Source organism: Arthrobacter sp. FW306-05-C (assembly GCF_021801725.1).
Classification (GTDB): domain Bacteria; phylum Actinomycetota; class Actinomycetes; order Actinomycetales; family Micrococcaceae; genus Arthrobacter.
In genome coordinates this window covers 2,180,159-2,204,141 of sequence record NZ_CP084556.1, presented here as the reverse complement: position 1 = coordinate 2,204,141, position 23,983 = coordinate 2,180,159, and the positions used below count along the sequence as shown (strand labels likewise).

At 66.2% G+C, this 23,983-nt stretch carries 22 protein-coding genes; 9 read left to right on the top strand and 13 right to left on the bottom strand.

Features of this window, described 5'->3' with window-relative positions; translation table 11 throughout:
• Positions 1-24: 24 nt before the first annotated feature.
• Positions 25-1,581 carry a circularly permuted type 2 ATP-grasp protein gene (locus tag LFT44_RS10140; protein WP_236802704.1) on the bottom strand — a complete coding sequence of 519 codons (1,557 nt, stop codon included), beginning with the start codon at positions 1,579-1,581 and terminating at the stop codon, positions 25-27.
• A gap of 114 nt (positions 1,582-1,695) precedes the next feature.
• Between LFT44_RS10140 and LFT44_RS10135 the strand changes: the two genes are divergently transcribed.
• Positions 1,696-2,754 carry a YeiH family protein gene (locus LFT44_RS10135; RefSeq protein WP_236802702.1) on the top strand — a complete coding sequence of 353 codons (1,059 nt, stop codon included), beginning with the start codon at positions 1,696-1,698 and terminating at the stop codon, positions 2,752-2,754.
• Between the two features lie 58 nt (positions 2,755-2,812).
• Positions 2,813-5,473 (top strand): aminopeptidase N, encoded by a 2,661-nt coding sequence (pepN, locus tag LFT44_RS10130; RefSeq protein ID WP_236802700.1) that lies wholly within the window; start codon positions 2,813-2,815, stop codon positions 5,471-5,473.
• 101 nt (positions 5,474-5,574) lie between these two features.
• Here the strand turns inward: pepN and LFT44_RS10125 are convergent, their stop codons facing one another.
• From LFT44_RS10125 to LFT44_RS10105, 5 genes are all read right to left on the bottom strand, one after another.
• Positions 5,575-6,672, bottom strand: coding sequence for a lipoate--protein ligase family protein (locus LFT44_RS10125; RefSeq protein ID WP_236802698.1), 1,098 nt, complete (start codon positions 6,670-6,672; stop codon positions 5,575-5,577).
• A gap of 96 nt (positions 6,673-6,768) precedes the next feature.
• A complete protein-coding gene (locus LFT44_RS10120; protein WP_018761303.1) occupies positions 6,769-7,026 on the bottom strand; it encodes a type B 50S ribosomal protein L31 in 258 nt (85 codons plus the stop codon).
• A 155-nt stretch (positions 7,027-7,181) separates the two neighbouring features.
• The gene (locus tag LFT44_RS10115; RefSeq protein WP_236802696.1) at positions 7,182-7,991 is read right to left on the bottom strand and encodes a TrmH family RNA methyltransferase; all 810 of its coding nucleotides are present in this window, start codon (positions 7,989-7,991) and stop codon (positions 7,182-7,184) included.
• Between the two features lie 7 nt (positions 7,992-7,998).
• On the bottom strand, positions 7,999-8,784 hold the full coding sequence (locus LFT44_RS10110) for a sulfite exporter TauE/SafE family protein (protein WP_236802694.1): 786 nt from the start codon (positions 8,782-8,784) through the stop codon (positions 7,999-8,001).
• A 20-nt stretch (positions 8,785-8,804) separates the two neighbouring features.
• Positions 8,805-9,590 (bottom strand): ABC transporter ATP-binding protein, encoded by a 786-nt coding sequence (locus tag LFT44_RS10105; protein ID WP_236802692.1) that lies wholly within the window; start codon positions 9,588-9,590, stop codon positions 8,805-8,807.
• A gap of 125 nt (positions 9,591-9,715) precedes the next feature.
• Here LFT44_RS10105 and serB point away from each other — a divergent pair, with 125 nt between their 5' ends.
• Positions 9,716-10,609 (top strand): phosphoserine phosphatase SerB, encoded by an 894-nt coding sequence (gene serB, locus LFT44_RS10100; RefSeq protein ID WP_236802691.1) that lies wholly within the window; start codon positions 9,716-9,718, stop codon positions 10,607-10,609.
• Between the two features lie 89 nt (positions 10,610-10,698).
• On the opposite strand, the gene LFT44_RS10095 is transcribed toward serB, so the two are convergent.
• Together LFT44_RS10095 and LFT44_RS10090 are read right to left on the bottom strand one after the other, a co-directional pair.
• Positions 10,699-11,460, bottom strand: a complete 762-nt coding sequence (locus tag LFT44_RS10095; RefSeq protein WP_236802689.1) for an SDR family oxidoreductase — start codon at positions 11,458-11,460, stop codon at positions 10,699-10,701.
• Positions 11,461-11,623: 163 nt separating this feature from the next.
• Positions 11,624-12,349, bottom strand: coding sequence for a beta-ketoacyl-ACP reductase (locus LFT44_RS10090; protein WP_236802687.1), 726 nt, complete (start codon positions 12,347-12,349; stop codon positions 11,624-11,626).
• Positions 12,350-12,502: 153 nt separating this feature from the next.
• Here LFT44_RS10090 and LFT44_RS10085 point away from each other — a divergent pair, with 153 nt between their 5' ends.
• The 4 genes from LFT44_RS10085 to LFT44_RS10070 are packed head-to-tail and all read left to right on the top strand — an operon-like array spanning position 12,503 to position 14,538.
• Entirely contained in the window at positions 12,503-12,934 is a 432-nt protein-coding gene (locus LFT44_RS10085) for a DUF3099 domain-containing protein (protein WP_236802685.1), read from the top strand.
• Positions 12,931-13,188, top strand: a complete 258-nt coding sequence (locus tag LFT44_RS10080; RefSeq protein WP_236802683.1) for a hypothetical protein — start codon at positions 12,931-12,933, stop codon at positions 13,186-13,188. Before LFT44_RS10085 ends, LFT44_RS10080 begins: the two co-directional genes overlap by 4 nt.
• Positions 13,189-14,061 carry an SURF1 family cytochrome oxidase biogenesis protein gene (locus LFT44_RS10075; protein ID WP_236802681.1) on the top strand — a complete coding sequence of 291 codons (873 nt, stop codon included), beginning with the start codon at positions 13,189-13,191 and terminating at the stop codon, positions 14,059-14,061.
• Between the two features lie 3 nt (positions 14,062-14,064).
• Positions 14,065-14,538 (top strand): YbaK/EbsC family protein, encoded by a 474-nt coding sequence (locus tag LFT44_RS10070; protein ID WP_236802679.1) that lies wholly within the window; start codon positions 14,065-14,067, stop codon positions 14,536-14,538.
• Here the strand turns inward: LFT44_RS10070 and abc-f are convergent.
• On the bottom strand, positions 14,535-16,133 hold the full coding sequence (gene abc-f / locus LFT44_RS10065; RefSeq protein WP_236802677.1) for a ribosomal protection-like ABC-F family protein: 1,599 nt from the start codon (positions 16,131-16,133) through the stop codon (positions 14,535-14,537). The genes LFT44_RS10070 and abc-f overlap by 4 nt on opposite strands.
• Before the next feature lie 199 nt (positions 16,134-16,332).
• On the opposite strand from abc-f, the gene LFT44_RS10060 reads away from it, so the two are divergent.
• Entirely contained in the window at positions 16,333-17,397 is a 1,065-nt protein-coding gene (locus LFT44_RS10060) for a spore photoproduct lyase family protein (protein ID WP_236802675.1), read from the top strand.
• A 48-nt stretch (positions 17,398-17,445) separates the two neighbouring features.
• On the opposite strand, the gene LFT44_RS10055 is transcribed toward LFT44_RS10060, so the two are convergent.
• The 4 genes from LFT44_RS10055 to LFT44_RS10040 all read right to left on the bottom strand — a co-directional run bounded on the left by LFT44_RS10055 (position 17,446) and on the right by LFT44_RS10040 (position 21,115).
• Positions 17,446-18,450, bottom strand: a complete 1,005-nt coding sequence (locus LFT44_RS10055) for a DUF808 domain-containing protein (RefSeq protein WP_236802673.1) — start codon at positions 18,448-18,450, stop codon at positions 17,446-17,448.
• A 122-nt stretch (positions 18,451-18,572) separates the two neighbouring features.
• Positions 18,573-19,019, bottom strand: a complete 447-nt coding sequence (locus tag LFT44_RS10050; protein WP_236802671.1) for a VOC family protein — start codon at positions 19,017-19,019, stop codon at positions 18,573-18,575.
• 584 nt (positions 19,020-19,603) lie between these two features.
• Positions 19,604-20,458 (bottom strand): 3-hydroxyacyl-CoA dehydrogenase, encoded by an 855-nt coding sequence (locus LFT44_RS10045; protein ID WP_236802669.1) that lies wholly within the window; start codon positions 20,456-20,458, stop codon positions 19,604-19,606.
• Positions 20,459-20,482: 24 nt separating this feature from the next.
• On the bottom strand, positions 20,483-21,115 hold the full coding sequence (locus tag LFT44_RS10040) for a TetR/AcrR family transcriptional regulator (RefSeq protein WP_236802666.1): 633 nt from the start codon (positions 21,113-21,115) through the stop codon (positions 20,483-20,485).
• A 69-nt stretch (positions 21,116-21,184) separates the two neighbouring features.
• Between LFT44_RS10040 and LFT44_RS10035 the strand changes: the two genes are divergently transcribed.
• The gene (locus LFT44_RS10035; RefSeq protein ID WP_236802663.1) at positions 21,185-23,593 is read left to right on the top strand and encodes an alpha/beta fold hydrolase; all 2,409 of its coding nucleotides are present in this window, start codon (positions 21,185-21,187) and stop codon (positions 23,591-23,593) included.
• The last annotated feature ends 390 nt before the right edge of the window (positions 23,594-23,983 follow it).

Below are 23,983 nucleotides of genomic sequence, written 5' to 3'. Positions count from 1 at the left end.
CGGCCAGGTGTCCAGGTGCCCGGCTCACTGCTGCTGCTCCGACTGGCGGTCGCGCCAGTTGCTCTCGACCGGCCAGACGGAGACCCGTTCGCGGACCGTGACGGACTGCCGGGGAACGGTTTCCACTGGCATCTGGGGTGAGTCGGCCAGGACCCACGTGTCCTTTGACCCGCCGCCCTGGCTGGAATTGACGATCAGGGAGCCCTCCTTCAAAGCCACGCGGGTCAGGCCGCCGGGGAGCACCCAGACGTTGTCGCCGTCGTTCACCGCGAAGGGGCGAAGGTCCACGTGCCGGGGGCCGAACTTGTCGCCGCCCAGGGTGGGAACCGTGGAAAGCTGCAACACCGGCTGGGCAATCCAGCCGCGGGGGTCGGCAATGATCCGCTGGCGGAGTGCGTCCAGTTCGTCCCGGGACGCGTCGGGGCCGATGACCAGGCCCTTTCCGCCGGAACCGTCCACGGGCTTGACCACCAGTTCCGCGAGGTTGTCCAGGGTGTACTCCCGGGCTTCCTTCTCCTCGAGGCGGTAGGTGTCCACGTTGGCGATGATGGGCTCCTCGCTGAGGTAGTAGCGGATCAGGTCAGGCACGTAACTGTAAACCAGTTTGTCGTCGGCAACGCCATTGCCCACCGCGTTGGCGATGGTGACGCCGCCGGCGCGGGCGGCGTTGACCAGGCCGGGGCAGCCGAGCATGGAGTCGGAGCGGAACTGCAACGGGTCCAGGAAGTCGTCGTCGATCCGCTTGTAGATCACGTCCACCCGCTGCTCGCCGGCCGTAGTCCGCATGTACACGCGGTTTCCGCGGCAGATCAGGTCGCGGCCCTCCACAAGTTCCACGCCCATGAGGCCGGCCAGGAGGGTGTGCTCAAAGTAGGCGCTGTTGAAGACGCCGGGGGTGAGGACGACGACGGTGGGATCGTCAACGCCGGCCGGCGCGGTTTTGCGCAGGGCCGAGAGCAGCCGGCGGGGGTATTCCTCCACCGGGCGGATCAGCTGCTGCCCGAAGGCTTCGGGCAGGCCCTTGGCCATGGCGCGCCGGTTCTCCAGCACGTAGCTGACGCCGGAGGGCACCCGGACGTTGTCTTCAAGGACCCGGAAGGTACCCGCGGCGTCGCGGACGACGTCGATGCCGGAGATATGCACCCGGACGCCGCCCGCGGGCTCGAAACCGTGGACCTGCCGGTGGAAGTGTGCGCTGGTGGTCACCAGCTGACGCGGGATCACGCCATCGGACACCACGGTCATCTTGTCGTAGACGTCGTTCAGGAAGGCTTCCAGGGCGCGTACCCGCTGGGCGACGCCCCGTTCCAGGACATCCCACTCGGCAGCCGGGATGACCCGCGGGACGATATCGAGGGGAAAGGGCCGTTCCTCACCCGCGTAGTCGAACGTGACACCGCGGTCCAGGAAGGTGCGGGCCATGGAGTCGGCGCGTGCGCTGACGTCCGCCAGGGAGAGCTTCCGGAGAGCCTCCGCCACCTGCCCGTACGAGTCCCTGGCCTGCTGTCCCGGGGCGAACATCTCGTCGTAGGCTCCGGTGCGGCCTGCGGCCTCGGAGTAATCCTGGAATAGGTCTGACATGTCCAATAGCCAACCATCTTTTTGTTTCGAATTCATTTACAGCCACCCATTGTGGCGTGTTGGCGCCGGTAGCCCGGTTCGTACTTTACTGGCCTCTTCGGGCACAGTAGGTGAGTGCCAGTCAGCAGAAGCCTTCCCGAGCCGGGCCGTGGCCGTTTCCGGCCCCTCCTCGCACGGCTTGTCCCGGGCCTGCTGACCGCGGCAGCCGCCGTCGCTGCCGCCTTCCTGGTGCACGGCCTGCTGCCTGCGCTCCCCGCGATGACCCTGGCCGTGGTGCTGGGGGTGCTCGCCGCCAACCTTCCCGGCGCCGCTGGATGGACCGAAGGGCGCGCACGGCCCGGGCTGGACTTCGCGGGCAAGCACCTGATGCGCGCCGGAATCGTCCTCCTGGGCTTGAAGGTCAGCGTCATGGACGTCCTGGGCCTGGGGTGGCTGGCGCTGCTTCTGATCGTGGCGGTGGTGGCCGCCAGCTTCGGCGGGACGTACGCCATCTCGCGCCTCTTCCGCCTGCCGCCGGTTACCTCGCTCCTGGTGGCCACCGGCTTCTCCATCTGTGGGGCCTCTGCGATTGGGGCCATGGCGGCCGTCCGCCGGATCCGGCACGCCGATACCGTCCTGCCCGTGGCCCTGGTGACCCTCTGCGGAACGCTCGCCATCGGTGTCCTTCCCCTCGTCGCCCATCCCATGGGCCTGACGGCGGCCGTGTTCGGCGCCTGGACCGGTGCTTCCGTGCATGATGTGGGCCAGGTGGTGGCCACCGCCCAAACCGCTGGGACCGCTGCCCTGGCGATCGCCGTCGTCGTCAAACTCACCCGGGTGCTGCTGCTGGCGCCTGTTGCCGCCATGGCGGGCGCGCACCATCGAAGGGGCGCGCGGTCAATCGGCGCCGCAGACGGCAGCACGGCGAAGATGCCGCCGGTGGTGCCGCTGTTCGTAGTGGGTTTCGTCGCCATGGTGGCGCTCCGCTCCACGGGCTGGCTTCCCGCAGCGTGGCTTGAGGCCGGAGCCACCCTGCAGGACCTCCTGCTGGGCGGGGCGCTGTTCGGGCTGGGCTCGGCGGTGCGGATCCGCAGCCTCCTCCACACGGGTGGCCAGGCGCTCCTGGCAGCACTGGCCTCCTGGTTCCTGATTGCCGCGCTGGGCCTTGGGGCCGCGTTCCTTATCGCAGGCTGAGCGAGCCCTTGGCCCGGCCACCTGAGCCAACCCAACAGGGCCGTGGTTAGATAGCCGGGTGTCGAATGAGAATCTGCAGCGCCACGAAGCCGCCGAACGTTCAGCCCTGATCAGCACCACCAGCTACGACATCTCCCTGGATGTGCGGCAGGCAGCTGATCCGGCAGTCGCCGGTTACACCAGCCGCAGCGTCATCACCTTCACGGCCGAGCCCGGCTCCAGCACATTCCTGGACTTCATCGGCAGCAGCGTTCACAGTGTGCTCCTCAACGGCAAGGGACTGCCGGTGGAGGACGTGGTGGACGGCGCACGGATCCGGCTGGACAACCTGCGGGCCGAAAACCAGGTCTCGGTCACCGGAACCGCGCTGTACAGCCGCTCCGGCGAGGGCATGCACCGGTTCGTGGACCCCGCCGACGGCCAGTGCTACCTGTACACCCAGTATGAGCCGGCCGACGCGCGGCGGGTGTTCGCCAACTTTGAACAGCCGGACCTGAAGGCTGCCTACACGTTCCATGTCATGGCCCCAGCAGACTGGCACGTAGCCTCCAACGGTGCGGAGGTGAAGCGCACCCTGCTCACCAGCGACCCGGCCACCGCCTGCTGGGACTTCGCCACCACCTTGCCGATGTCCACCTACATCACCACCGTCCTGGCCGGCCCCTACTTCAAGGCAGAGGAAAGCTGGCAGGCAACGCTCGACGACGGCACCCGCCTCGATGTCCCGCTGGCCCTTTACTGCCGCGCCTCCATGGCCGAATCCTTCGACACGGACCACCTCTTCGAGCTCACCAGGAAGGGGCTGGACTTCTTCAACCGGCTCTTCGACTACCCGTACCCCTGGGGCAAATACGACCAGGCCTTCGTTCCCGAGTACAACCTCGGTGCCATGGAGAACCCTGGCCTGGTCACCTTCACCGAGAGCTACGTCTTCACGTCCCGGGCCACCGACGCCCAGTACCAGGGGCGGGCCAACACCCTGCTGCACGAGATGGCCCACATGTGGTTCGGGGACCTGGTGACCATGCAGTGGTGGGACGATCTGTGGCTCAAGGAATCGTTCGCCGACTACATGGGAACGCTCGGCGTCGACCGGGCCACGGACTGGGACACCGCGTGGGTCAACTTCGCCAACAAGCGCAAGGCCTGGGCCTACGTCCAGGACCAGCTGCCCACCACCCACCCCATCGTGGCGGACATCCCGGACCTCGAGGCGGCCAAGCAGAACTTCGACGGCATCACCTACGCCAAGGGCGCCTCCGTCCTCAAGCAGCTGGTGGCCTATGTAGGTTTTGACGCCTTCATCGCCGGCTCGCGCGAGTACTTCCGGAAGCACGCCTACGGGAACACCTCGCTGGCCGACCTGCTGGCGGCCCTGGATGCTGCCTCAGGCCGTGAGCTGTCCGGCTGGGCCCGGCAGTGGCTGCAGACCTCAGGCATTTCCACGCTGTCTTTGGACTTCGCCGCGGAGGGTGCGCCGGAAGGCGCAGCAGCGGACGACGACGGCGTGCCGGGCAGGGTGGCAATCGTCCAGGAAGCGACGGACCCGGTCACGGGACACGAGGAGCTGCGGCCGCACCGCCTCCGGGTGGGTTCCTACGACTTCGACGCCGAGGGCGCCCTGGTGCGGACCGGCAGCATCGAAACCGACGTGGCCGGCGCCCGCACGGAACTCCCCCAGCTCGCGGGCCAACCGCGGCCTGCGCTCCTCCTGGTCAATGACGACGACCTGACCTACGCCAAGGTGCGGCTGGATCCTGCCTCCGAGGCAGCGGTTCGTTCCTCGCTGGACCGGATTGCCGATCCCATGGCCCGCGCCCTTTGCTGGACGTCGCTGTGGAACTCCGCCCGGGACGGCGAAAGCCCCGCATCGCTGTACGTGGATGCCGTAGCTGCCTTCGCCCCTGCCGAAACGGGCATCGGCGTCCTGCTGAACGTCCTCGACAACGCGACAACCGCCGTCGAACGCTACACCCCCGCTGACGGCCGGGCCAGCGTGCGCTCCGCCTTCCTGGCCGCGGCCGCTGCCGAACTGGACCGTGCCACGCCCGGCTCGGACCAGCAGCTCGCCTGGGCCCGCACCCTGGCCACCCTGAGCCGGCATGACGGGAGCCTGCTCCCCCGCCTCCGGGGCCTGCTGGACGGCAGTGCGCCCGTGGAGGGCCTGGCTGTGGATGCCGAGCTCCGCTGGCACCTGTGGCATGCGCTCGCTGCCAACGGACAGGCCGGCGCAGCAGAACTGGATGCCGAACTGGCCCGGGACACCACCGCTTCGGGCCGGGCAGGGCACGCGACCGCGATGGCATCCCGGCCGGACCCTGCCGTGAAGGCCGCGGCCTGGCACGCATCCGTCGAAGGGACCGAGCTCTCCAACCAGCTCCTGACGGCAACCATCAGTGGCTTCACCACGGCTCCGCCGGCGCTGCTGGAACCCTATGTGGAGCCGTACTTCGATTGCCTTCGGACCGTATGGGATGAACGCAGCATTGAGATTGCCAGCCGGATTGTTCGCGGTCTCTACCCCGCGGCGCAGGATCTGGCGGCGGGCACCCAACCCGAGGAGCATCCGGTGGTACGGCGGACCGATGAGTGGCTGGCTGCCACCCCGGAGGCGCCGCATGCCCTGCGCCGGATCATCATCGAGCAGCGCAGCCACCTGCTGCGCGCACTCACCGCACAGGCCGCCGTCGTTCCCCACCACTCATCGATTGCTCCCTAAGCGTCGTTATGCAGGCGCCAAAACGACAACGGGCCCACGCCGGCGAGGGCCCCGGCCTGAGCTTGCGAAGGATGGGAGCCGGTGGGGAGCAACCGGTGAGGCTACGGGACGCGGTGGAGCCACTCCTCGGTCCCGAACTTGGTGGCCACCCGTTCCTCGGCGGCGGCCAGTTCGTGTCCCGCCAGCTGTGACGGCGTTGCCCCGTAGCGCTCGCTGAACACCTCGATCATCGCCTCGATGATCGCCATCCGGGCCAGGCCGGTCTGGCGGCGCAGCGGGTCCACGCGCTTCTTGGCGCTGCGGGTGCCTTTGTCGGAGAGTTTCTCCTTGCCGATCCGGAGGACCTCCACCATCTTGTCGGCGTCGATGTCGTAGCTCATGGTGACGTGGTGCAGCATGCCGCCGTTTGCCAGCCGTTTCTGTGCGGCGCCGCCGATCTTGCCCTGGTCCGTGGCGATGTCATTCAACGGGATGTAGAACGCGTTGATGCCAAGCTTCTTCAGTGCGGCCATGACCCAGGCGTCCAGGAAGGGGTAGGAGTCCGCGAAGCTCAGCCCGTCCACGAGGGTCTGGGGCAGGTAGAGCGAGTAGGTGATGCAGTTGCCGGCCTCCATGAACATGGCGCCGCCACCGCTGATCCGCCGGACCACGTTGATGCCGTGTTTGGCAACGCCCTCGGGGTCCACCTCGTTCTGCACGGACTGGAAGCTGCCGATGACCACCGACGGCTCCTGCCAGTCCCAGAACCGCAGGGTGGGGGTACGCTCCCCCGCGCCAACGGCTTCCGTGAGCACCTCGTCCAGGGCGACGTTGATTTCGGTGGGAAGCACGGTGGGCGCGATGATGTTCCAGTCGTGGTCTCCCCACGAGGTGGCCTTGGCCAGCGCCCGGCGGACGGTGACGGCCACCGCATCGGCAGAGAAGCCGAACAGGACCGCTCCAGTTGGCAGCGCTGCGCTGACGGCCGCGGCGAGGTCTTTAGCGGGAGTGGTCTCGGGGAGCCCGGTCAGCGCGCGGTTGATGTCTGCCAGTGCCTCGTCCGGTTCCAGGAAGAAGTCGCCGCTGACGGAGACGTCCGCAAGGGCGCCGTCCACCACGGTCAGGTCCACCACCACCAGCTTGCCGCCGGGCACCTTATATTCACCGTGCAGGCGCTGGTTGCTGGCGGCTTCAGGGGCGGGGAAAGGTGACTGGGTCATGCTTCCAATCCTGCCCCAGAAGACAGGTGTGCGGTTAACGCAGAAGCCCGCACCGTTTCCGGTGCGGGCTTCCTGATACAAGCCAGGGCGAAGGAATTACTTCTTGCCGCCGAAGCCCTTGAAGCGAGCGTTGAAGCGCTCGACGCGGCCTGCAGAGTCCATGATGCGCTGCTTGCCCGTGTAGAACGGGTGGGACTCGGAAGAGATTTCGACGTCGATGACCGGGTAGGTGTTCCCGTCTTCCCACTCAATGGTCTTGGAGGAAGACACAGTGGAGCGGGTCAGGAACTTGGTGCCGGAGGCCAGGTCGTTGAAGACAACAGCTTCGTACTTCGGGTGGGTATCAGACTTCACAATGGGACCTTTGTTCGCGCAGCTGGATTTTGCCAGCTGCCAGGTATGAATGGGATGGCTGGGTTCTGTTGCATCAGCCGTAGCTGAAAAAGCAGGACAACCAGCTATCCATCATAGCCGATGCCCGTGGGGCTGACGAACCAATGCGCCATACGTTAGGCCCGCGCGCGAAGCTCCCAAAAGGCCACGGCGGAAGCGGCGGCTACGTTGAGGGAATCCACGCCGTTGCGCATGGGGATCTTTACGGCGAGGTCGACGGCGGCGAGGGTCTCCGGGCTCATGCCGGCACCCTCGGTGCCGAGCACCAGGGCGAGCTTGTCCAGGTTCCGGGAGGCGACGGCGTCGACGTCCTCCGCGTCGGGCGTCAGTTCCAGTGCCGCGACGGTGAAGCCGTGGTTCTTCAGCACCTGGAGGTCGCCGGGCCAGTTGTGCAGGCGCGCCCAGGGAACCTGGAACACGGTGCCCATGCTCACCCTGACACTGCGGCGGTACAGCGGATCACCGCACCGCGGGGAAACCAGGACGGCGTCGATATCGAGCGCCGCTGCGGAGCGGAAGATGGCCCCCACATTGGTGTGGTCCACGATGTCCTCCAGCACGGCCACGCGGCGGGCCCCGGCCAGGAGCCCCGGCAGCGGCACCGGGGCAGGGCGCTGCATCGCCGCCATGGCCCCGCGGTGCAGGTGGAAGCCGGTGATTTCCTCCAGCAGGGCTGCCGAGCCGATAAAAACCGGTACGTCCGGGTACGCCTTGAAGACGTCGTCGAGGTCCGCCACCCACTTCTCGGCGAGGAAGAACGACCGTGGCTGGTGCCCGGCGGCCAGCGCCCGGCGCAGCACCCGCGACGACTCGGCGATGTACATGCCCTCGGCCGGTTCGCGGAGCTTGCGCAGGTGCACGTCGGTGAGCGTGGTGTAGTCGCTGACCCGGGGGTCGTCGGCGGATTCGAGGTAGTGGAAAGTCACCGGGTGATTATTGCAGCAGGTTGGCGATCATGACGGCGAGGGCCACGAGGCCCAGGCTGAAGATCACGGCACGCAGGACGCGGGGCGACAGCTTGCGGCCCACCTTCGCGCCCATGAGGCCGCCGATGGTGGAACTCACAGCGATCAGCAGCACCACCAGCCAGTTGACACGGTCGAAGGCGAACAGCAGGTAGGAGATGGCGGCGACCATATTCACGCCGAGGACCAGGAAGTTCTTCATGGCATTTGCGTTCTGGATGGTGCCGGTGAGGAACACGCCAAGGATGCCCACCAGCAGGATCCCCTGCGCTGCCACGAAGTAGCCGCCGTAGACTCCGGCCAGGTAGACCAGGACCAGCAGGAGGATCCCGTGGCGTTTGTCTTTGGCGGCCTGCGCCGGATCGGCCTCGCGCTTGCGCACCCAGTCCTGCAGCCGCGGCTGGAACACGACCATCAACATGGCCAGGACCAGCAGGACCGGGGCCACATAGTGGAAGACCTTTTCGGGCAGGTGAAGCAGGAGATAGGCGCCGGTGATGCCGCCAAGCACCGACGCCGGCAGCAGGCGCATGACCTGCCGCGCACGGCCCGCCAGCTCACGGCGGTACCCGAAGGCCCCGGCGCCCGTGCCGAAGACCAGGCCCATCGCGTTGCTCATGGAGGCGGTTACCGGGGCAACGCCCAAGGCGATGAGCACTGGGAAGGTGACCAGGGTCCCGGAGCCCACCACGGCGTTGATGGTGCCGGCCCACAGCCCGGCGATGAACACAATGATGCTGCTGAAGAATTCCAAGGTAGTTGCGCAGGCCTCTTCTAGCGGCGTGCTGTGGCGGTGTAACGTCCCGCGTTCTCGGTCACCGCAAGCGGCAGCCCGAAGGTGGTGCTGAGGTGTTCTTCGGTCAGGACCTCGGTAATGGGACCGGCAGCTACAACTCCGCCGTCACGCAGCAGCATGGCGTGGGTGAACCCCGGCGGGACTTCCTCCAGGTGGTGCGTGACCAGGACCATGGCAGGAGCCGCTTCATCGCGGGCAAGCTCGGCGAGCTTGTGCACCAGCTCTTCGCGGCCGCCCAGGTCCAGTCCGGCGCCCGGCTCATCCAGCAGGAGCAGTTCGGGGTCCGTCATCAGGGCCCGGGCAATCTGGACGCGCTTGCGCTCGCCCTCTGACAGGGTGGCGAACGTCCTGTTGAGCAGCGGCCCCATGCCCCAGTCGTTCAGCAGCCGGAAGGCGCGCCGTTCGTCGTCGCGCTCGTAGCCTTCGCGCCAGCGGCCGGTGACGCCATAGGCAGCGGTAACCACAACGTTCAAGACGTTCTCGTGTTCGGGGATCTGGGTGGCAAGGGCTGCGGAGGAGAGACCGATGCGGGGCCGGAGCTCGAACACGTCAACGCGGCCCAGGATTTCGTCGAGGATGCCGGCCGTTCCGCTGCTGGGGTGGAGCCGGGCCGCCGCGATCTGGAGAAGGGTGGTCTTGCCGGCGCCGTTGGGGCCGAGAATGACCCACCGCTCGCCCTCGTTAACCTGCCAGTCAACCTTGTCCAGCAGGGTCTTTTTGCCTCGGACAACGCTGACGGAGTCCAGTTCCAGAACATCACTCATAGGAGTAGACACTAGGACAAAAAAGAAGATGACTGATAACCGGTGTGAAGGCTGCCTAACGGCCCTGCATCGGCTGCCCGCAATGAATTCAAGGCACCCGTTGACCGCTGGCTAAGATTGCTGGCATGACTTCGAACGTGACTGCGGTCAGCTATGGCCTGAATGTGACCCCTGCCGGGCTGGAGCAGCTGCGTTCCGTCCTTGATTCGCACGGCGCCGAGGTGCTGGCCGAAACGGAGTCAGGAGACAACCGTTATCGGGTCCACATCCTTGAACTGGCCCTTCCCGACGCCACCGCTGCGGGGCTCGCCGCACTGCGCCGCGGCGTGGCGGAATCCGCAACGGACGGCTTTGACACTGCCATCGTGCCCGCCGCCCTTCGCACTGCGGCCCGCAAGCTGCTGATCATGGATGTGGACTCCACCCTGATCCAACAGGAGGTCATCGAACTCCTGGCCGCCTACGCGGGGAAGCGGGAGGAGGTCGCAGCCGTAACGGAGGCTGCGATGCGTGGTGAGCTGGACTTCGCCCAAAGCCTGCACGCCAGAGTGGCCGTACTCGCGGGGCTGCCGGCCGACGTCGTCCATTCCGTCCGCCAGGAAGTGAAGCTCAGCGAAGGCGCCGAGCAGTTGGTGGCCGCGTTCAAGGCCGCAGGCCACACCGTGGCGGTGGTGTCCGGCGGATTCAACCAGATCCTGGAGCCGATCGCCGCCGACCTGGGCCTGGACTACTGGCAGGCCAACGAACTGGAGATTGTCGACGGCGCGCTGACCGGCAGGGTGCTGGGCGCCGTGGTGGATAGGGCTGCGAAGGAAAAGTACCTGCGGGAGTGGGCTGCCGCCGAGGGTATCGCGCTTGAACACACCATCGCCGTGGGTGATGGCGCCAACGACCTGGACATGCTGGGCGCCGCCGGGATCGGGGTGGCTTTCAACGCCAAGCCTGCCGTCCGCGCCGTGGCCGACGCAGCACTGAACATGCCGTACCTGGACGCGGTCCGCCACGTCGCCGGCGTCTGACTCCCCCGCTTTAACCGCGAAATGGCAGTTCGCGGCAGTGCTCGACATGAGCATTGCCGCGAACTGCCATCTCGCGAAGGGGCCAGAGTTTAGCTGGAAGCCTCGGCGCTCTTGCCGAAGTAATCCGCTCCGCCGGCGTATTCGGTGTGGCCGGACTCGACGTCGGCCGTTGCCATCCCTGCCACAACCTGCGCAAACTCTTCGACGGAGTACAGCTTGCCGGCCTCCGCGCGGCGGGCCTCGATGGCGCCTGGCGTGGAACGGTCCAGGAGCGTGGCGGTGACGGTGCCTTCGATCATGTCGCCGGACACCACCACCAGGGAGATGCCCTTCTCCGCGAGGTTGGGGATGAGTTCACGCAGGGCGTCCTCGCCGGCGCGCTTGCTGCGGGCCACCGGCTCGTAGGCCGGCATCGTGGGGACCGTGTTGATGAAGTGGGCCTGGTGGCTGGTCACGAAGACCACCCTGGAGCCTTCCTTCATCAGGGGCACTGCGGCGTTGAGCATGTTGATCTGCGCGTCGCGGTTCAGCTTGAGCGCGTAGTCCTCGCCCATGCCGGTTTCCATGCCGCCGGAGGCGTTCAGGACCAGGATGTCCAGCGATCCAAAGTTTTCCATGGCGGCGCTGGCGAGGGCCTGCACGCCTTCCTGGGTAGTGAGGTCGGCACCCACGGCGACGGCACGGCCGCCGGCGGCCTCGATCCCTTGCACTACCTTGTTGGCGCGGGGCGCCTTCTGGCGGTAGTTGACCACGACGGCGGCACCCTCCGAGGCGAGGATCTTGGCTACGTCAGCGCCAATGCCGCGCGATGATCCTGTGACGATCGCCGTTTTGTTGTTCAGCAGTCCCATACGAGCTTCCTTTGTTCGAAACATCTAAATCGTTGTGGCCTGCAGTCCATCATGCCAGCGGCCGAAGCCGATATCCCTTGTCCGACTTCGACAAAGAAGGACCCGGCGGCTAGTTTCCCGCAGCGTCAGGGGGCGGCAGGGTCAGCGGCTGAGACCGGCAGGGTCAGTGGCCCATGCCCAGGCCGCCGTCCACCGGGATCACGGCGCCGGAGATGTAGGCGGCTTCGTCGCTTGCGATCCAGCGGACCACGTTGGCCACCTCCGCGGCCTCGGCAAAGCGTCCGGCGGGGATGCTGGACAGGTAGTCCTTCTGGGTGGCTTCGGGGAGTTCTGCCGTCATGTCGGTGTTGATGAAGCCGGGCGCCACCACGTTGGCGGTGATGCCGCGGGAACCGAGCTCGCGGGTGAGGGACCGGGCGATGCCCACCAGGCCGGCCTTGGACGCGGAGTAGTTGATCTGGCCGGGTGCGCCGTAGAGGCCGGACACCGAGGAGATGAGGACAACGCGGCCCTTCCGCAGACGGATCATGCCCTTGGACGCGCGCTTGATGACCCGGAAGGCCCCGGTCAGGTTGGTGTCGATGACCGAGGTGAAGTCGTCCTCGCTCATGCGCAGGAGCAGGGTGTCCTTGGTGATGCCGGCGTTGGCCACCAGGACTTCCACGGGGCCATGCGCCGCTTCCACTTCCTTGAAGGCAGCATCCACCGAGGCTTCATCAGTAACGTCCGCCTTGACGCCGAGGATTCCCTCCGGAAGCTGCGTTTCGCTGCGGTACGTCACGGCCACCTTGTCACCGTTGGCGAGGAACGCCTGCGCGATGGCAAGGCCGATGCCGCGGTTGCCGCCGGTCACCAGGACACTGCGGGGGGCGGACGCTGTTTCAGTCATGGGGATGCTCCGAAATTCTGCGGCAGGCTGTGCCGCGCTAGCGGGGTGTGGTTTGGGCTGCCTCCGATCTTAGCGGCAGGCCTGCGGCGGGTTTGGGCAGCACTGCCGATGGTGCGAGAATTAAGGGAAGCCTTTGGAGCGTGATCATCCACCGTGACCCTTGAAAACCATGCGGGACGTTCCGCGCCCGAAGAACCGGGCCGGTTCTCCGGCGACGCCGAGGTCCACAGCATTACGGACGCCGCGGCCGCACATTCGGAAGATATGCGCCAGCGGATGATCAAGTACGCCCTGGCCATGGGGATCCGCATGGTCTGCCTGATCCTGATTTTCGTGGTGGACGGGTGGTTCAAGATCATTGCGGTGGCGGGAGCAGTTTTCCTGCCGTGGATTGCGGTGGTCATCGCCAACGGCAGCGACAAGGCGGAGACGCCCAGCGACTTGCTGCTGGACTCGGCCCCGTTGGCCGAGCTTGAAAGCCCGCCTCCCCCGGCCACCGACGAAAAACCGGAAAGCGCCGTGCTCCAGGGCGAGCTGGTGAAGGACGATGACCAGGAGCGCGGAGAGCAGGGGCAGGCCAAATGAGCATTTTCGATTTTGCAGCAGGATCCGACGTCGTTTCTGAGACCGCCCTGTGCTCGCGGAAGGCGTGCAGGGCGCAGGCGTCCTGGCAGCTTCTCTGGAACAACCCCAAAATCCACACACCCGAGCGGCGAAAGACCTGGCTGGCCTGCGCCGACCACCGGGCATGGCTGGAGGACTACCTGCAGACGCGCGGGCTCTGGAAGGAAACCCTCCCCCTCGCCGGCGACGGCGGATCGCTGGAGCAGGACATCTGAATGTACCGTTTCCTTTTTTCCAGCAAGTGGCTGGGCTATCTCCTGCTGGCCGCCATCTTTGCCACCGCATGTGTTTTCCTGGGCCGCTGGCAGATGGACCGCCGTGCGGAGACCCTGGCCGAAATCAACCGGGTGGTCAGCAATTACTCGGCAACTCCCATCCCTTTCGAGCAGGCACGGGACCAGTTCAACCACCTGGACCCGGCCAAGGAGTGGACCCAGGTCGAGCTCAAGGGAACCTATGACGCCGCCGGGGAACGGATCGTGCGCAACCGGCCTCTCAACGGTCAGCCCGGCTACGAGGTAGTGGTCCCCTTCCGCCTCACCACCGGTGAGACAGTCGTCATCGACCGGGGCTGGTTGCCCATCGGCAACACGAATCCGGGCAGCCCCGATTCGGTGCCTGCCCCTCCCCAGGGTGAGGTGACCGCCGTCGTGCGCTTGAAGCATGGTGAGCCGGAGCTTCAGCGCGGGGCCCCCGAAGGGCAACTGGCGTCCATCGATCTCCCCACGTACGCCGCGCAGCTGGGCTACCCGCTGATGACGGGCGCGTACGGCCAGCTCGCCTCGGAAACACCGCCGGCAGCCGCGATGCCCGTTGCCTTCCCCAAGCCGTCGACGGATGAGGGGACGCACCTGTCCTACTCCCTGCAGTGGTTCGCTTTCGGCGTTCTCATGTTCGTCGGGTTCGGCTACGCGGCGCGGCAGCAGGCACGGAACGCGGCGATCGACGCCGAGGACGAGGAGCTGATTGACGATGGGGCCATGCATGCTGCGGTGGCCCCCCGCCGTCGGCCGGCTGCACCCCGAAAGCGCAAGAAGGCGACCGCCGAGGAAGAAGAAGACGCTCTCCTGGACGCGCAGGGCTACTGAGGCATGGAGTACGACGGCGGCCCGGTCTCCTTGGTGCGCTCCGCTCTGGTGGCGGCGGGGCTCGCCGACACCGTGCGCACCTTTCCGTCGGGAGTACCCACGGCAGCCGCAGCAGCTGAGGCCCTCGAATGTGACCTTGCAGCCATCACCAACAGCCTTGTCTTCGAACTCGGCGGGGAGCCGCTGCTGATCCTGGCCAGCGGCGCCGCGCGCGTGGACACAGCGCTGGTATCAACGCAGCTGGGCGCAGGGAAGATCCGCCGCGCCTCCCCCGCCTTCGTGCTGGAACATACGGGCCAGGAGGTAGGTGGCGTAGCCCCGGTGGGCCACCCCAAAGGGATCCGCACCCTGCTGGACGAGTCCCTGCGGCGCCACGAGCTGCTGTGGGCCGGAGCGGGAGACCACAACTCCATGTTCAGCATCACCTACCAACAGCTCCGGAGCCTTACCGCGGCGCTGGAGCTGCAGGTGCGCTAAGCCAGAGTGATGAGGTCCAGGTAGTCCTCGTTCCAGAGGTCCTCGACGCCGTCCGGAAGCATGACTACGCGTTCCGGGTTCAGGGCTTCGACCGCACCTTCGTCGTGGCTGACCAGGACAACGGCGCCGGTGTAATTGCGCAGGGCGCCCAGGATTTCGGCGCGGCTGGCGGGGTCGAGGTTGTTGGTGGGCTCGTCGAGGAGCAGCACGTTGGCGCTGGAGGCAACGATGGTGGCGAGAGCCAGGCGGGTCTTCTCGCCGCCGGAGAGCACACCCGCAGGCTTGTCCACGTCGTCACCGGAGAACAGGAACGAGCCAAGGATGCCGCGCACCTCGGCGTCCTTCATATCGGGCGCGGCGGAGCGCATGTTCTCCAGCACAGTCCGGTTGTGGTCCAGGGTTTCGTGTTCCTGGGCGTAGTAGCCAACCTTCAAGCCGTGGCCGGGGATGACTTCGCCGGTGTCGGGAATGTCCACGCCGGCGAGCATCCGCAGCAGAGTGGTCTTTCCGGCACCATTGAGGCCCAGGATGACCACTTTGGAACCGCGGTCGATGGCCAGGTCGACGTCGGTGAAGATCTCCAGCGAGCCGTAGGACTTGCTGAGCCCGTCCGCGGTGAGCGGGGTCTTGCCACAGGGTGCGGGGTCCGGGAACCGCAGCGCTGCCACCCGGTCCTGCTCGCGGACCGCTTCCAGCCCGCTGAGCAGGCGCTCGGCGCGCTTGGCCATGTTCTGCGCGGCAACGGCCTTGGTGGCCTTGGCCCGCATCTTGTTGGCCTGGTCCATGAGGACCTGCGCCTTCTTCTCAGCGTTGGCGCGTTCCCGCTTCCGGGCGCGCTCGTCGGTCTCCCGCTGAAGGAGGTAGCGCTTCCAGTCCATGTTGTAAAAGTCGATCTGGGCACGGTTGGCGTCCAGCAGGAACACCTTGTTGACGGTGGCTTCCAGCAGGTCCGTGTCGTGGCTGATGACGATCAGGCCGCCCTGGTGGTTCTTGAGGAAGTCACGCAGCCAGGCGATGGAATCGGCGTCAAGGTGGTTGGTGGGTTCGTCCAGGAGCATCGTCTCGGCGTCCGAGTAGAGGATGCGGGCCAGTTCGACACGGCGCCGCTGGCCGCCCGAGAGCGTCTTGAGCGGCTGGTTCAGCAGCCGGTCCGGGAGCGCAAGGTTGGAACAGATCGACGCAGCTTCGGCTTCCGCTGCGTAACCGCCGGCTGCGAGGAACTCGGATTCCAGCCGGTCATACCGGCCCATGGCCTTCCGCTGCACTTCGGCGTCCTCGCTGGCCATTTCGTCGTGGGCCTTCCGAAGCTTACCGACGACGACGTCCAGGCCACGGGCGGACAGGATGCGGTCCCGTGCCAACTGCTCCATGTCCGGGGTACGGGGATCCTGGGGCAGGTAGCCGATCTCCCCGCTGCGGGTGACCTTACCGGCGGCGGGAAGGCCTTCGCCTGCGAGGACGCGGGTCAGCGTAGTCTTGCCGGCACCGTTCCGGCCGACAAGGCCGATCTTGTCTCCCTTGTCGATGCGGAAGCTCACCTGGTCCATCAGGAGCCGGGCACCGGCGCGCAGTTCAAGATCCTGGACAGTAATCACAGCAGGTAAGGCCTTTCACAACAGGGAACGCCACGGTCCGCGCACGGAGTGCCAGGGGACGCTGGGGCAGAGTGGCCGGAGAACGGCACATCCCAGTCTACCGTCCGGCAGGCGGCGGTCCATCCATACTGCATACAGGGGAAGGATGCCGTCGGCTTAACTGCCGTTTCGGGCCCGGTCCGTCAAGGACAATGAGGACATGGAATTCGACCGGCTGCTGCAAATCCGCCGCATTTACGCGCAGCCTGCAGCCTTGGAGCTGCCGCGCGGGCGGGAGATCGTGGCACGGTGGCCGGGAGCCGACGTCGTTCCCGTGGAGAGCCATTGGAACATTCCCGACCTCCACGGCGACGAAACCAACGTGCCGCGGTGGTCCCGGATCAAAACCGAGGCGCTGGTCCTCGGGGTCAAGAAGTCCCTGACCGTGAAGCCGAACGGCAGGTCAGCGGACTTCATTGCCCCCTCCACGGCCAACGGATGTGCCATGGCGTGCGCCTACTGCTACGTTCCGCGGCACAAGGGCTACAGCAACCCGGTCACCGTTTTCGCCAATATCGACCAGATCGCCGGGACGCTGGAACGGCACGCCACGCGCCAGGGACTCAAGCTGGAGCCTAACCAGTGCGACCCCGAGCTCTGGGTCTATGACATTGGCGAAAACAGCGACTGCTCGGTGGACGCGCTGATCAGCGACAACGTGGAGGACCTTGTCACGCTGTTCCGGGAACTGCCCAATGCCAAGCTGTCCTTCGCCACAAAGTTCGTCAACCGGCACATGCTCGGCTGGAACCACGGGGGCCACACCAGGGTCCGCTTCTCGCTGATGCCGGCGGACCTGGCGAAGTCAGTCGATGTGCGGACGTCCCCGGTGGCCGAGCGGCTGGCCGCCATTAACGATTTCGTCGACGCCGGGTACGAGGTACATGTGAACTTCTCCCCCGTGATCATTACCGACACGTGGCTGGCCGACTGGGAGGAGCTGCTGCGCCAGTTGGACGCCGCCCTGACCCCTGCAGCCAAGGCGCAGCTGGCCGCCGAGGTCATTTTCCTGACCCACAATGAGCAACTGCACGAGGTCAACCTGGGCTGGCACCCGCAGGCCGAAAACGTCCTGTGGCGCCCTGACCTCCAGGAGGCCAAAGTCTCCTCGAATGGTTTCAGCAATGTCCGGTACCGGGCGCGCGCCAAGGCAGGCTACGTCCAGCAACTGACTGCGCTGATTGGCAGGATCGCACCGTACTGCCGGATCCGGTACGCGTTCTAAGCACCGCGCTTCCCGGCCCGCTGGCCCGGCCCGCGATGGAACGGAAGACTAATGGCCCGCGGGACCACCGCCGTCGGGCGTTTCTCCTGCCGCGCCGTGCCCGTGATCCTTCGCCTTGCCGAAGGGCAGCACTTTCAGCAGCGGGCCAATGACAGCCATGACCACCAGGCCCCAGGCGAGCCCGATCACCGCTGAGCACAGGGTGTCCACGAGCCAGGCCAGGAAGCCGCCAACAACGGCAACGCCCGCCACCGGGTGCTCGAGTGCGTGGATCAAGTCATAGGGCGCGTGCCAGCCAAGGTCGTGTGCCCCCTGCACCATAATGTGGCCGCCTACCCAGAGCATCGCGATCGTTCCCACGAAGGTAATCGCAGCCAGTACGGCCGGCATGCCCCTTACCAGGAGGTGGCCAAAGCGCTTGGCGCGCGCAGAATCCTTGGCGGCAAGATGGACTCCAATATCGTCCATCTTCACGATCAGCCCGACGGCGCCGTACACAAGCACTGTGATGGCAATCGCCACCAGGACCAGAATGAAAGCCCGGACCCAAATGGATTCCGTCGCCACCTCGTTCATGGAGATGACCATGATTTCGCAGGACAGGATGAAGTCGGTGGTGATAGCGCCCTTGACGACAGTGGCCTCCGCGTCATGCCCGCGTTCCACAGCCGGCGCTTCCTCGGCCTCATGGTGGCCGCCGCGCAGCTTGTGCCAGACCTTCTCCGCGCCCTCATAGCAGAGGTACGTGCCGCCCAGCATCAGGATGAACGGGATGATCCAAGGGATGAAGGCGCTGATCAGCAGGAGCGCCGGGAGAATGATCAGGAGTTTGTTCCGGATGGAGCCCCAGAAGATCTTCTTGATCATGGGCAGCTCGCGCGACGGGTCCGCCCCGGACACGTACTGCGGGGTGACGGCGGCGTCGTCAATTACGACGCCGGCGGCCTTGGTACCAGCCTTGGCGGCACCGGCTGCCACATCGTCTACCGAGGCTGCCGCGATGCGGGCCAGGGCGGCGACGTCGTCCAGCAGGGCGACGAGCCCGCCGCTCACAGGTGGCCTCCGCCTGGCTGGGGACCGGACGGTTTTGCGTGGGTGGGTGCGTGCGTGATGGGCATCTTCGGAGTATATGGCAGCAGGGCGTAGGCCCTCTCACCCGCACGGGGGCGAGGTGCTCAGTTTCCGGTGGACTTCTTGAGTTCCTGGGCGAACATCACAATGATGCCGCTGGGACCACGGACGTAAGTCAGCTTGTAAATGTCTCCGTAGGTTGCGACGCCCCGCAGCGGGTGGCATCCATGCTTCGCGGCGATCTCCAGCGCGGCGTCAATGTCGTCGACCGAGAAGGCAACGCGGTGCATTCCGATTTCGTTCGGCAGTGTGGGGTGTGTGTCGATGGCGGCAGGATGGATGTACTCGAAGAGCTCAAGCTGGCCTCTGCCGTCCGGGGTCTGGAGCACTGCGATTTTTGCGTGGTTGCCGTCAAGGCCCACGGCGGTGTCGGCCCACTCCCCGCTGACGGTGTCACGGCCCAGGACCGTAAGCCCGAGGTCAGTGAAGAACGCGATGGCCTCTTCCAGGTCACGAACCGCGATTCCGACGTTCTCAAGTTTGATGGGCATGTGCCACAGGCTACCAACTCACGAAGTCCTGGTCAGTGGACCGAGTACCTGACAAACCGGCCGAAATAATGCGTCTCCGTAAGAACCATTAGCTGATTCAGATCATTCTTCGTCCTGATGATCGCCTGCGTTACGGTGCAGGAAAAGATCACCTACGGCTTCGAGAACGCCTTGAACTACAGCAGCGTGACTTCCACGAGCACGGACATGCGAACAGAATACGACGTCGCGCACGGAAGCTGCGCGGAGTCCAGTCCGTACCCGACCGGCATATGAGCAGGCCGTGGGCTCGTGAATTGGACGCTCGCAGGGCCGCGGCTTGCTTGCCGACTATTCTTTGTTCAACGAGAAAAACTTCCTTGGGGGATGTACGCAAAGCCCACTGTTCCCTCGGTCTTCAGTCTGACGGTTACTTTACCGAGGCTCGCGAGGTCTCCACCGAAAACAGCCTCAAGGCATAAGCCCATTCTTTGCCGGACAACCACTTGCTGCCTGCAGCCGGAGGGCAATGAGTTCTGCCCGCCCTCGCGGTCGGTCCAAGACCTGGAACGGGAAGAACTGCAGCAGCACTAAAGGTCCTCGACTCAGTACTTGTAGAAGCCCTCCCCCGAGGCGACCCCCAGCTTGCCCTGGTCGATGTAGTGCTCCTTCAGGTACTGGGCGAACGCCTGGGAACCGGCATCCGGCGAGGCCGAGGCGATGTTGTACGCCGTGGTCAGGCCGACGACGTCGTAGATCTGGAACGGTCCGCTCGGGGCCCCCGTGGCGATGCGCCAGGTCTTGTCAATGGTGCACGGGTCGGCGACGCCCTGAAGCAGCAGTCCGGCGGCCGCGTTCAGCAGCGGAACCAGCAGCGAGTTCAGGACGTAGCCGGCCTTCTCCTTCTTGATCTCGATCGGTTCCAGTCCGCTGTTCCGGGCAAAGTCGACGACAGCCGCGTACACCGCCGGGTCCGTCTCCGCGGTGCCCATGACCTCGGCGATGTTCTGCGCCCAGATGTTGTTGGCGTAATGGAGCGCGAGGAAGCGGTCCGGGCGTCCGGTGAAGTCTTTCAGGTCACTGGGCAGCAGGGTGGATGAGTTGGTCGCGAAGATGGCCTTGGCCGGCGCCAGTTCCGCGAGCTTGCGGTAGACGTCGCGTTTGAGTTCCAGCAGTTCGGGAACGGCTTCGATCACAAGGTCCGCGTCGACGACGGCGTCCCCCAGGTCTGCGGTGAGGCGGAGGTTTGCCAGGGCTGCTTCGGTCTTGCCCTCGGAGGCGCCGGCAATCTGTGCCCGGTAGATGCCGGCGAGGCGGGCGAAACGGTCCCGCGCCTTGGCAAGTGCGTCCTCATCGACGTCGTAGGCGGTGACTGCGAAACCGTGGAATGCGGCCTGGAAGGCGATCTGGGAGCCGAGCACCCCTGTGCCGAGCACGGTGAGCGTCTTGATGGAGGGCATTATGGTTTCCTTTCGGCGCCGGCCTTAGCGGCCGCCGGGGTTGTCGGACCCGTAGATACTGCGGATCCAGATGGTTGACAGGATGTCCAGGGCGGCGGTCTCCGCGATGGCAGGACTCTCCCGGTTGAGGGCAGCAGTAATGACCCGTTCGTTCATCAGGTTCAGGCTCACCGCGAGGTCGTGCGCGTCGGTGCCCGCCGGCGCGGCCCCGCGGGCCTGCTCGGCACGGATAACGTCGCTTGAGAAGTCGACCCAGGACTGCATCGACCTGGACCACAGCCCGCGCACCTCGTCGTTTCGGGTGCGCGCCCCGATGGCGGCGGTCGACACACCGCGGTGAGAGACAAACACCTCAACGAACATTCCGATGGAACGGGTCCACGCACCCGCGGGGTCGCTCTCGAAATCGCGCGGCAGGTGCCCCACCCGGTGCTCGACCTCGTTGATAACCCGGTCCAGCAGGGCCAGCAGCACGGCATCTTTCGAGGGGAAGTAGAAGTAAAAAGTGGGGCGCGAAATGCCGGCACCCCGGGCCAGATCCTCGATGGAGACCTCGTCAAAGGCACGGTTTGCCAGGAGGGCCTCGGCGGTGACCAGGATTGCGTCCTGGCGCTCATCGCCCGAAACCCTCGCGCTGCGTCTTCCTCTTTGAGCCATGCGCCCATCCTAGCCCCGGTTCTCAACACGGTGTTGACTATCTCAACATTAAGTCGATAGCTTGGCGGCATGAGCGAGCACGTAGATGTGTTGATTGTCGGCGCCGGGCTGAGCGGTGTGGGTTTCGCCAGCCGGCTGAAGCGCGAGGTACCCGGAAAAACCTTCACCGTAGTGGAGTCGAGGAACGCCGTCGGGGGTACCTGGGACCTGTTCCGGTACCCCGGGATCCGGTCCGACAGCGACATGTACACGCTCGGCTACTCCTTCCGGCCCTGGGCCGGCGCCAAGGCGATCGCGGACGGCGAGTCCATCCGCGAGTACATCGAGGCAACGGTCGCCGACGAGGGCCTGGCGCCGCGGATCCGGCTGAACACCAGGGTCATTTCCGCCTCATGGTCAAGCGAAACCGCACTGTGGACCGTGACGGCGGTCCACACGTCCGGGGGCGAGTTCCGGTCCGGCGACACCGCCTCCTCCCCCGAGCCACTCACCTTCACCTGCTCGTTCCTGTCCGTCTGTTCCGGCTACTACCGCTATGACGAGGGCTTCACCCCGGCCATCGACGGGGCCGACACCTTTGCCGGAACGATCGTCCACCCGCAGCACTGGCCGGCCGACCTCGACTATGAGGGAAAGCAGGTGGTGGTCATCGGCAGCGGCGCCACGGCCGTGACGCTGGTGCCGTCCATGGCAAAGTCGGCCGCCAAGGTAACGATGCTGCAGCGCTCCCCCACCTACATCGCCCCCGTGCCCGCGCGGGACCACCTGGCCGACCGCCTCCGAGGCAAGCTGCCCGCGCAACTGGCGTACGACGTCGTACGTTCCAAGAACATTCTTTTCTCCATGTTCACCTACCAGCTCAGCCGACGGCGGCCCGAGACGATGAAGGCGATCCTGCGCAAGTCGGCAGTAGCCAAACTGCCGGCGGGCTTCCCGGTGGACACGCACCTGGCCCCGTCGTACCAGCCGTGGGACCAGCGGGTCTGCGCGATCCCCAACGGGGACCTGTACCGGGCCATCAGTGCCGGCACTGCCGAGATCGTGACCGACACGATTTCCCGGATCACCCCGGACGGGATTGACCTGGCCTCCGGCACATCGCTGCCCGCCGACGTCATTGTCACGGCCACGGGACTGAACCTGCTGGTGATCGGCGGCATGAAGCTCTCCGTCGACGGCGAGCCTGTGGACGTTGGCAGGACTCTAACCTACAAGGGCATGATGCTGGAGGGGGTCCCGAATTTCGCCCTCACCATCGGCTACACCAACGCGTCCTGGACCCTGAAGGCGGACCTGGTCGCCGGGTACATCTGCAGGCTGATCAAGCATCTGGACCGCCGGAACCTTCAGTGGGTGGTACCCGCGGCACCCGCCGACGTCGCCAACGGCTCGCTGTCCTCGCTGATCGACCTGAAGGCCGGCTACATTTTCCGCGGCGCCGACCAGTTGCCCCGGCAGGGCGCAGGCTCGCCGTGGCGGCTGCACCAGAACTACTTCCGCGATTTCGCCCTGCTCCGGGCCGGCCGGCTGACCGACCACGTCCGGTTCGGCCGGCGGGGGCAGCCGGCGCGGGAAACTGTCCGGCAACCCGCCGCCCCGGCCCGGGATCCCCTCGCATTGCCGGGGACGCGCCATGTCACCGTCGCGGGGACACGCCTGCGCTACCGGAACACCGGCAGCGGGGATCCGGTGCTGCTGCTGCACGGCATCGGCCAGAGCCTCGAGGACTGGAACGAACAGCACGATCGGCTCTCGGACCGCCACACGGTCTACAGCGTCGACCTTCCCGGCTTCGCGTACTCCGAACGGCTCCCCGGCACTACGACGCTCGCGAAGCTGGCCGGGATCCTGCCGGCCTTCCTGGACGCCGTCGGGGTTTCCGGGCCGCTGCCCGTGATGGGCAACTCGCTCGGCGGTGCCGTCGCCATGAAGCTGGCCGCCGACCATCCGGACCGCGTCTCCGCGCTCGTGCTGGCCAACAGCGCCGGATTCGGCCAGGAAGTGGCACTGGTCCTTCGCCTCCTTGCGGTCCGCCCGCTCGCGGCCCTGCTCCTGCGGCCCGACGAGAAAGCATCACGCCGGACGGTACAGTCGCTCTTCTACGACAAGACGCTGGTCACGGACGACCGCATCGGCCACGCGCTCGCCCTGTCGCAGCGGGAGGCGCACCGCCGGACGCTGGTCGACGTCGCCCGCGACCTGGGAACGATTTCCGGTGTCCGGGCTGAGTGGCGCACCGCTCTGATCGGCGCGCTCGCCAGGTCAGACGTTCCGGCGCTGGTGGTGTGGGGCGACCACGACCACATCCTGCCGTTCAGCCACCTTGAAGCGGCCGCCGCGGCGCTGCCCCGCGCCGAGTCGCACGTCTTCGCCAAGACCGGGCACATGCCGCAGATCGAACGGCCTGACGAGTTCGCGGCCGTAGTCGAGGACTTCCTCACGAGGGTCTCCGCCGGCCGTCAGGCGGCTAGCATCTAAGGGCGCTTCTCGTCGTCGGCCTCTCGGCATGCGGGCGCTGCGGTAGCCGGTCTCACCGTCGGCCTCTATGCATGCCGGCTGCAGCGGGGGCACCTGCCGTCGCCCGCCGGGCCGGGTCGTGGCGGTCAAACTCTTGGCCGCCTTCTATTGGCCTGTCTCAGCGCTATACATACATAGCTGTAGCCCGGGCAGCAGCAGGTCCGGCGGCACCTGGGTCAAGCCGTAGAGCAGCAGGCCCATTGAGACAACCACGACGCACACGCCGCGAACGTCCATGGACGGCGGGCACGAGTGCCTATTGCATCCCCCATGTCATGGAAGGCACTCCAGCGGTGTCGATGGTCTGCGCCGGGAACCGAGAGATTGCAACACTTGGACAGCAAGTGTCAG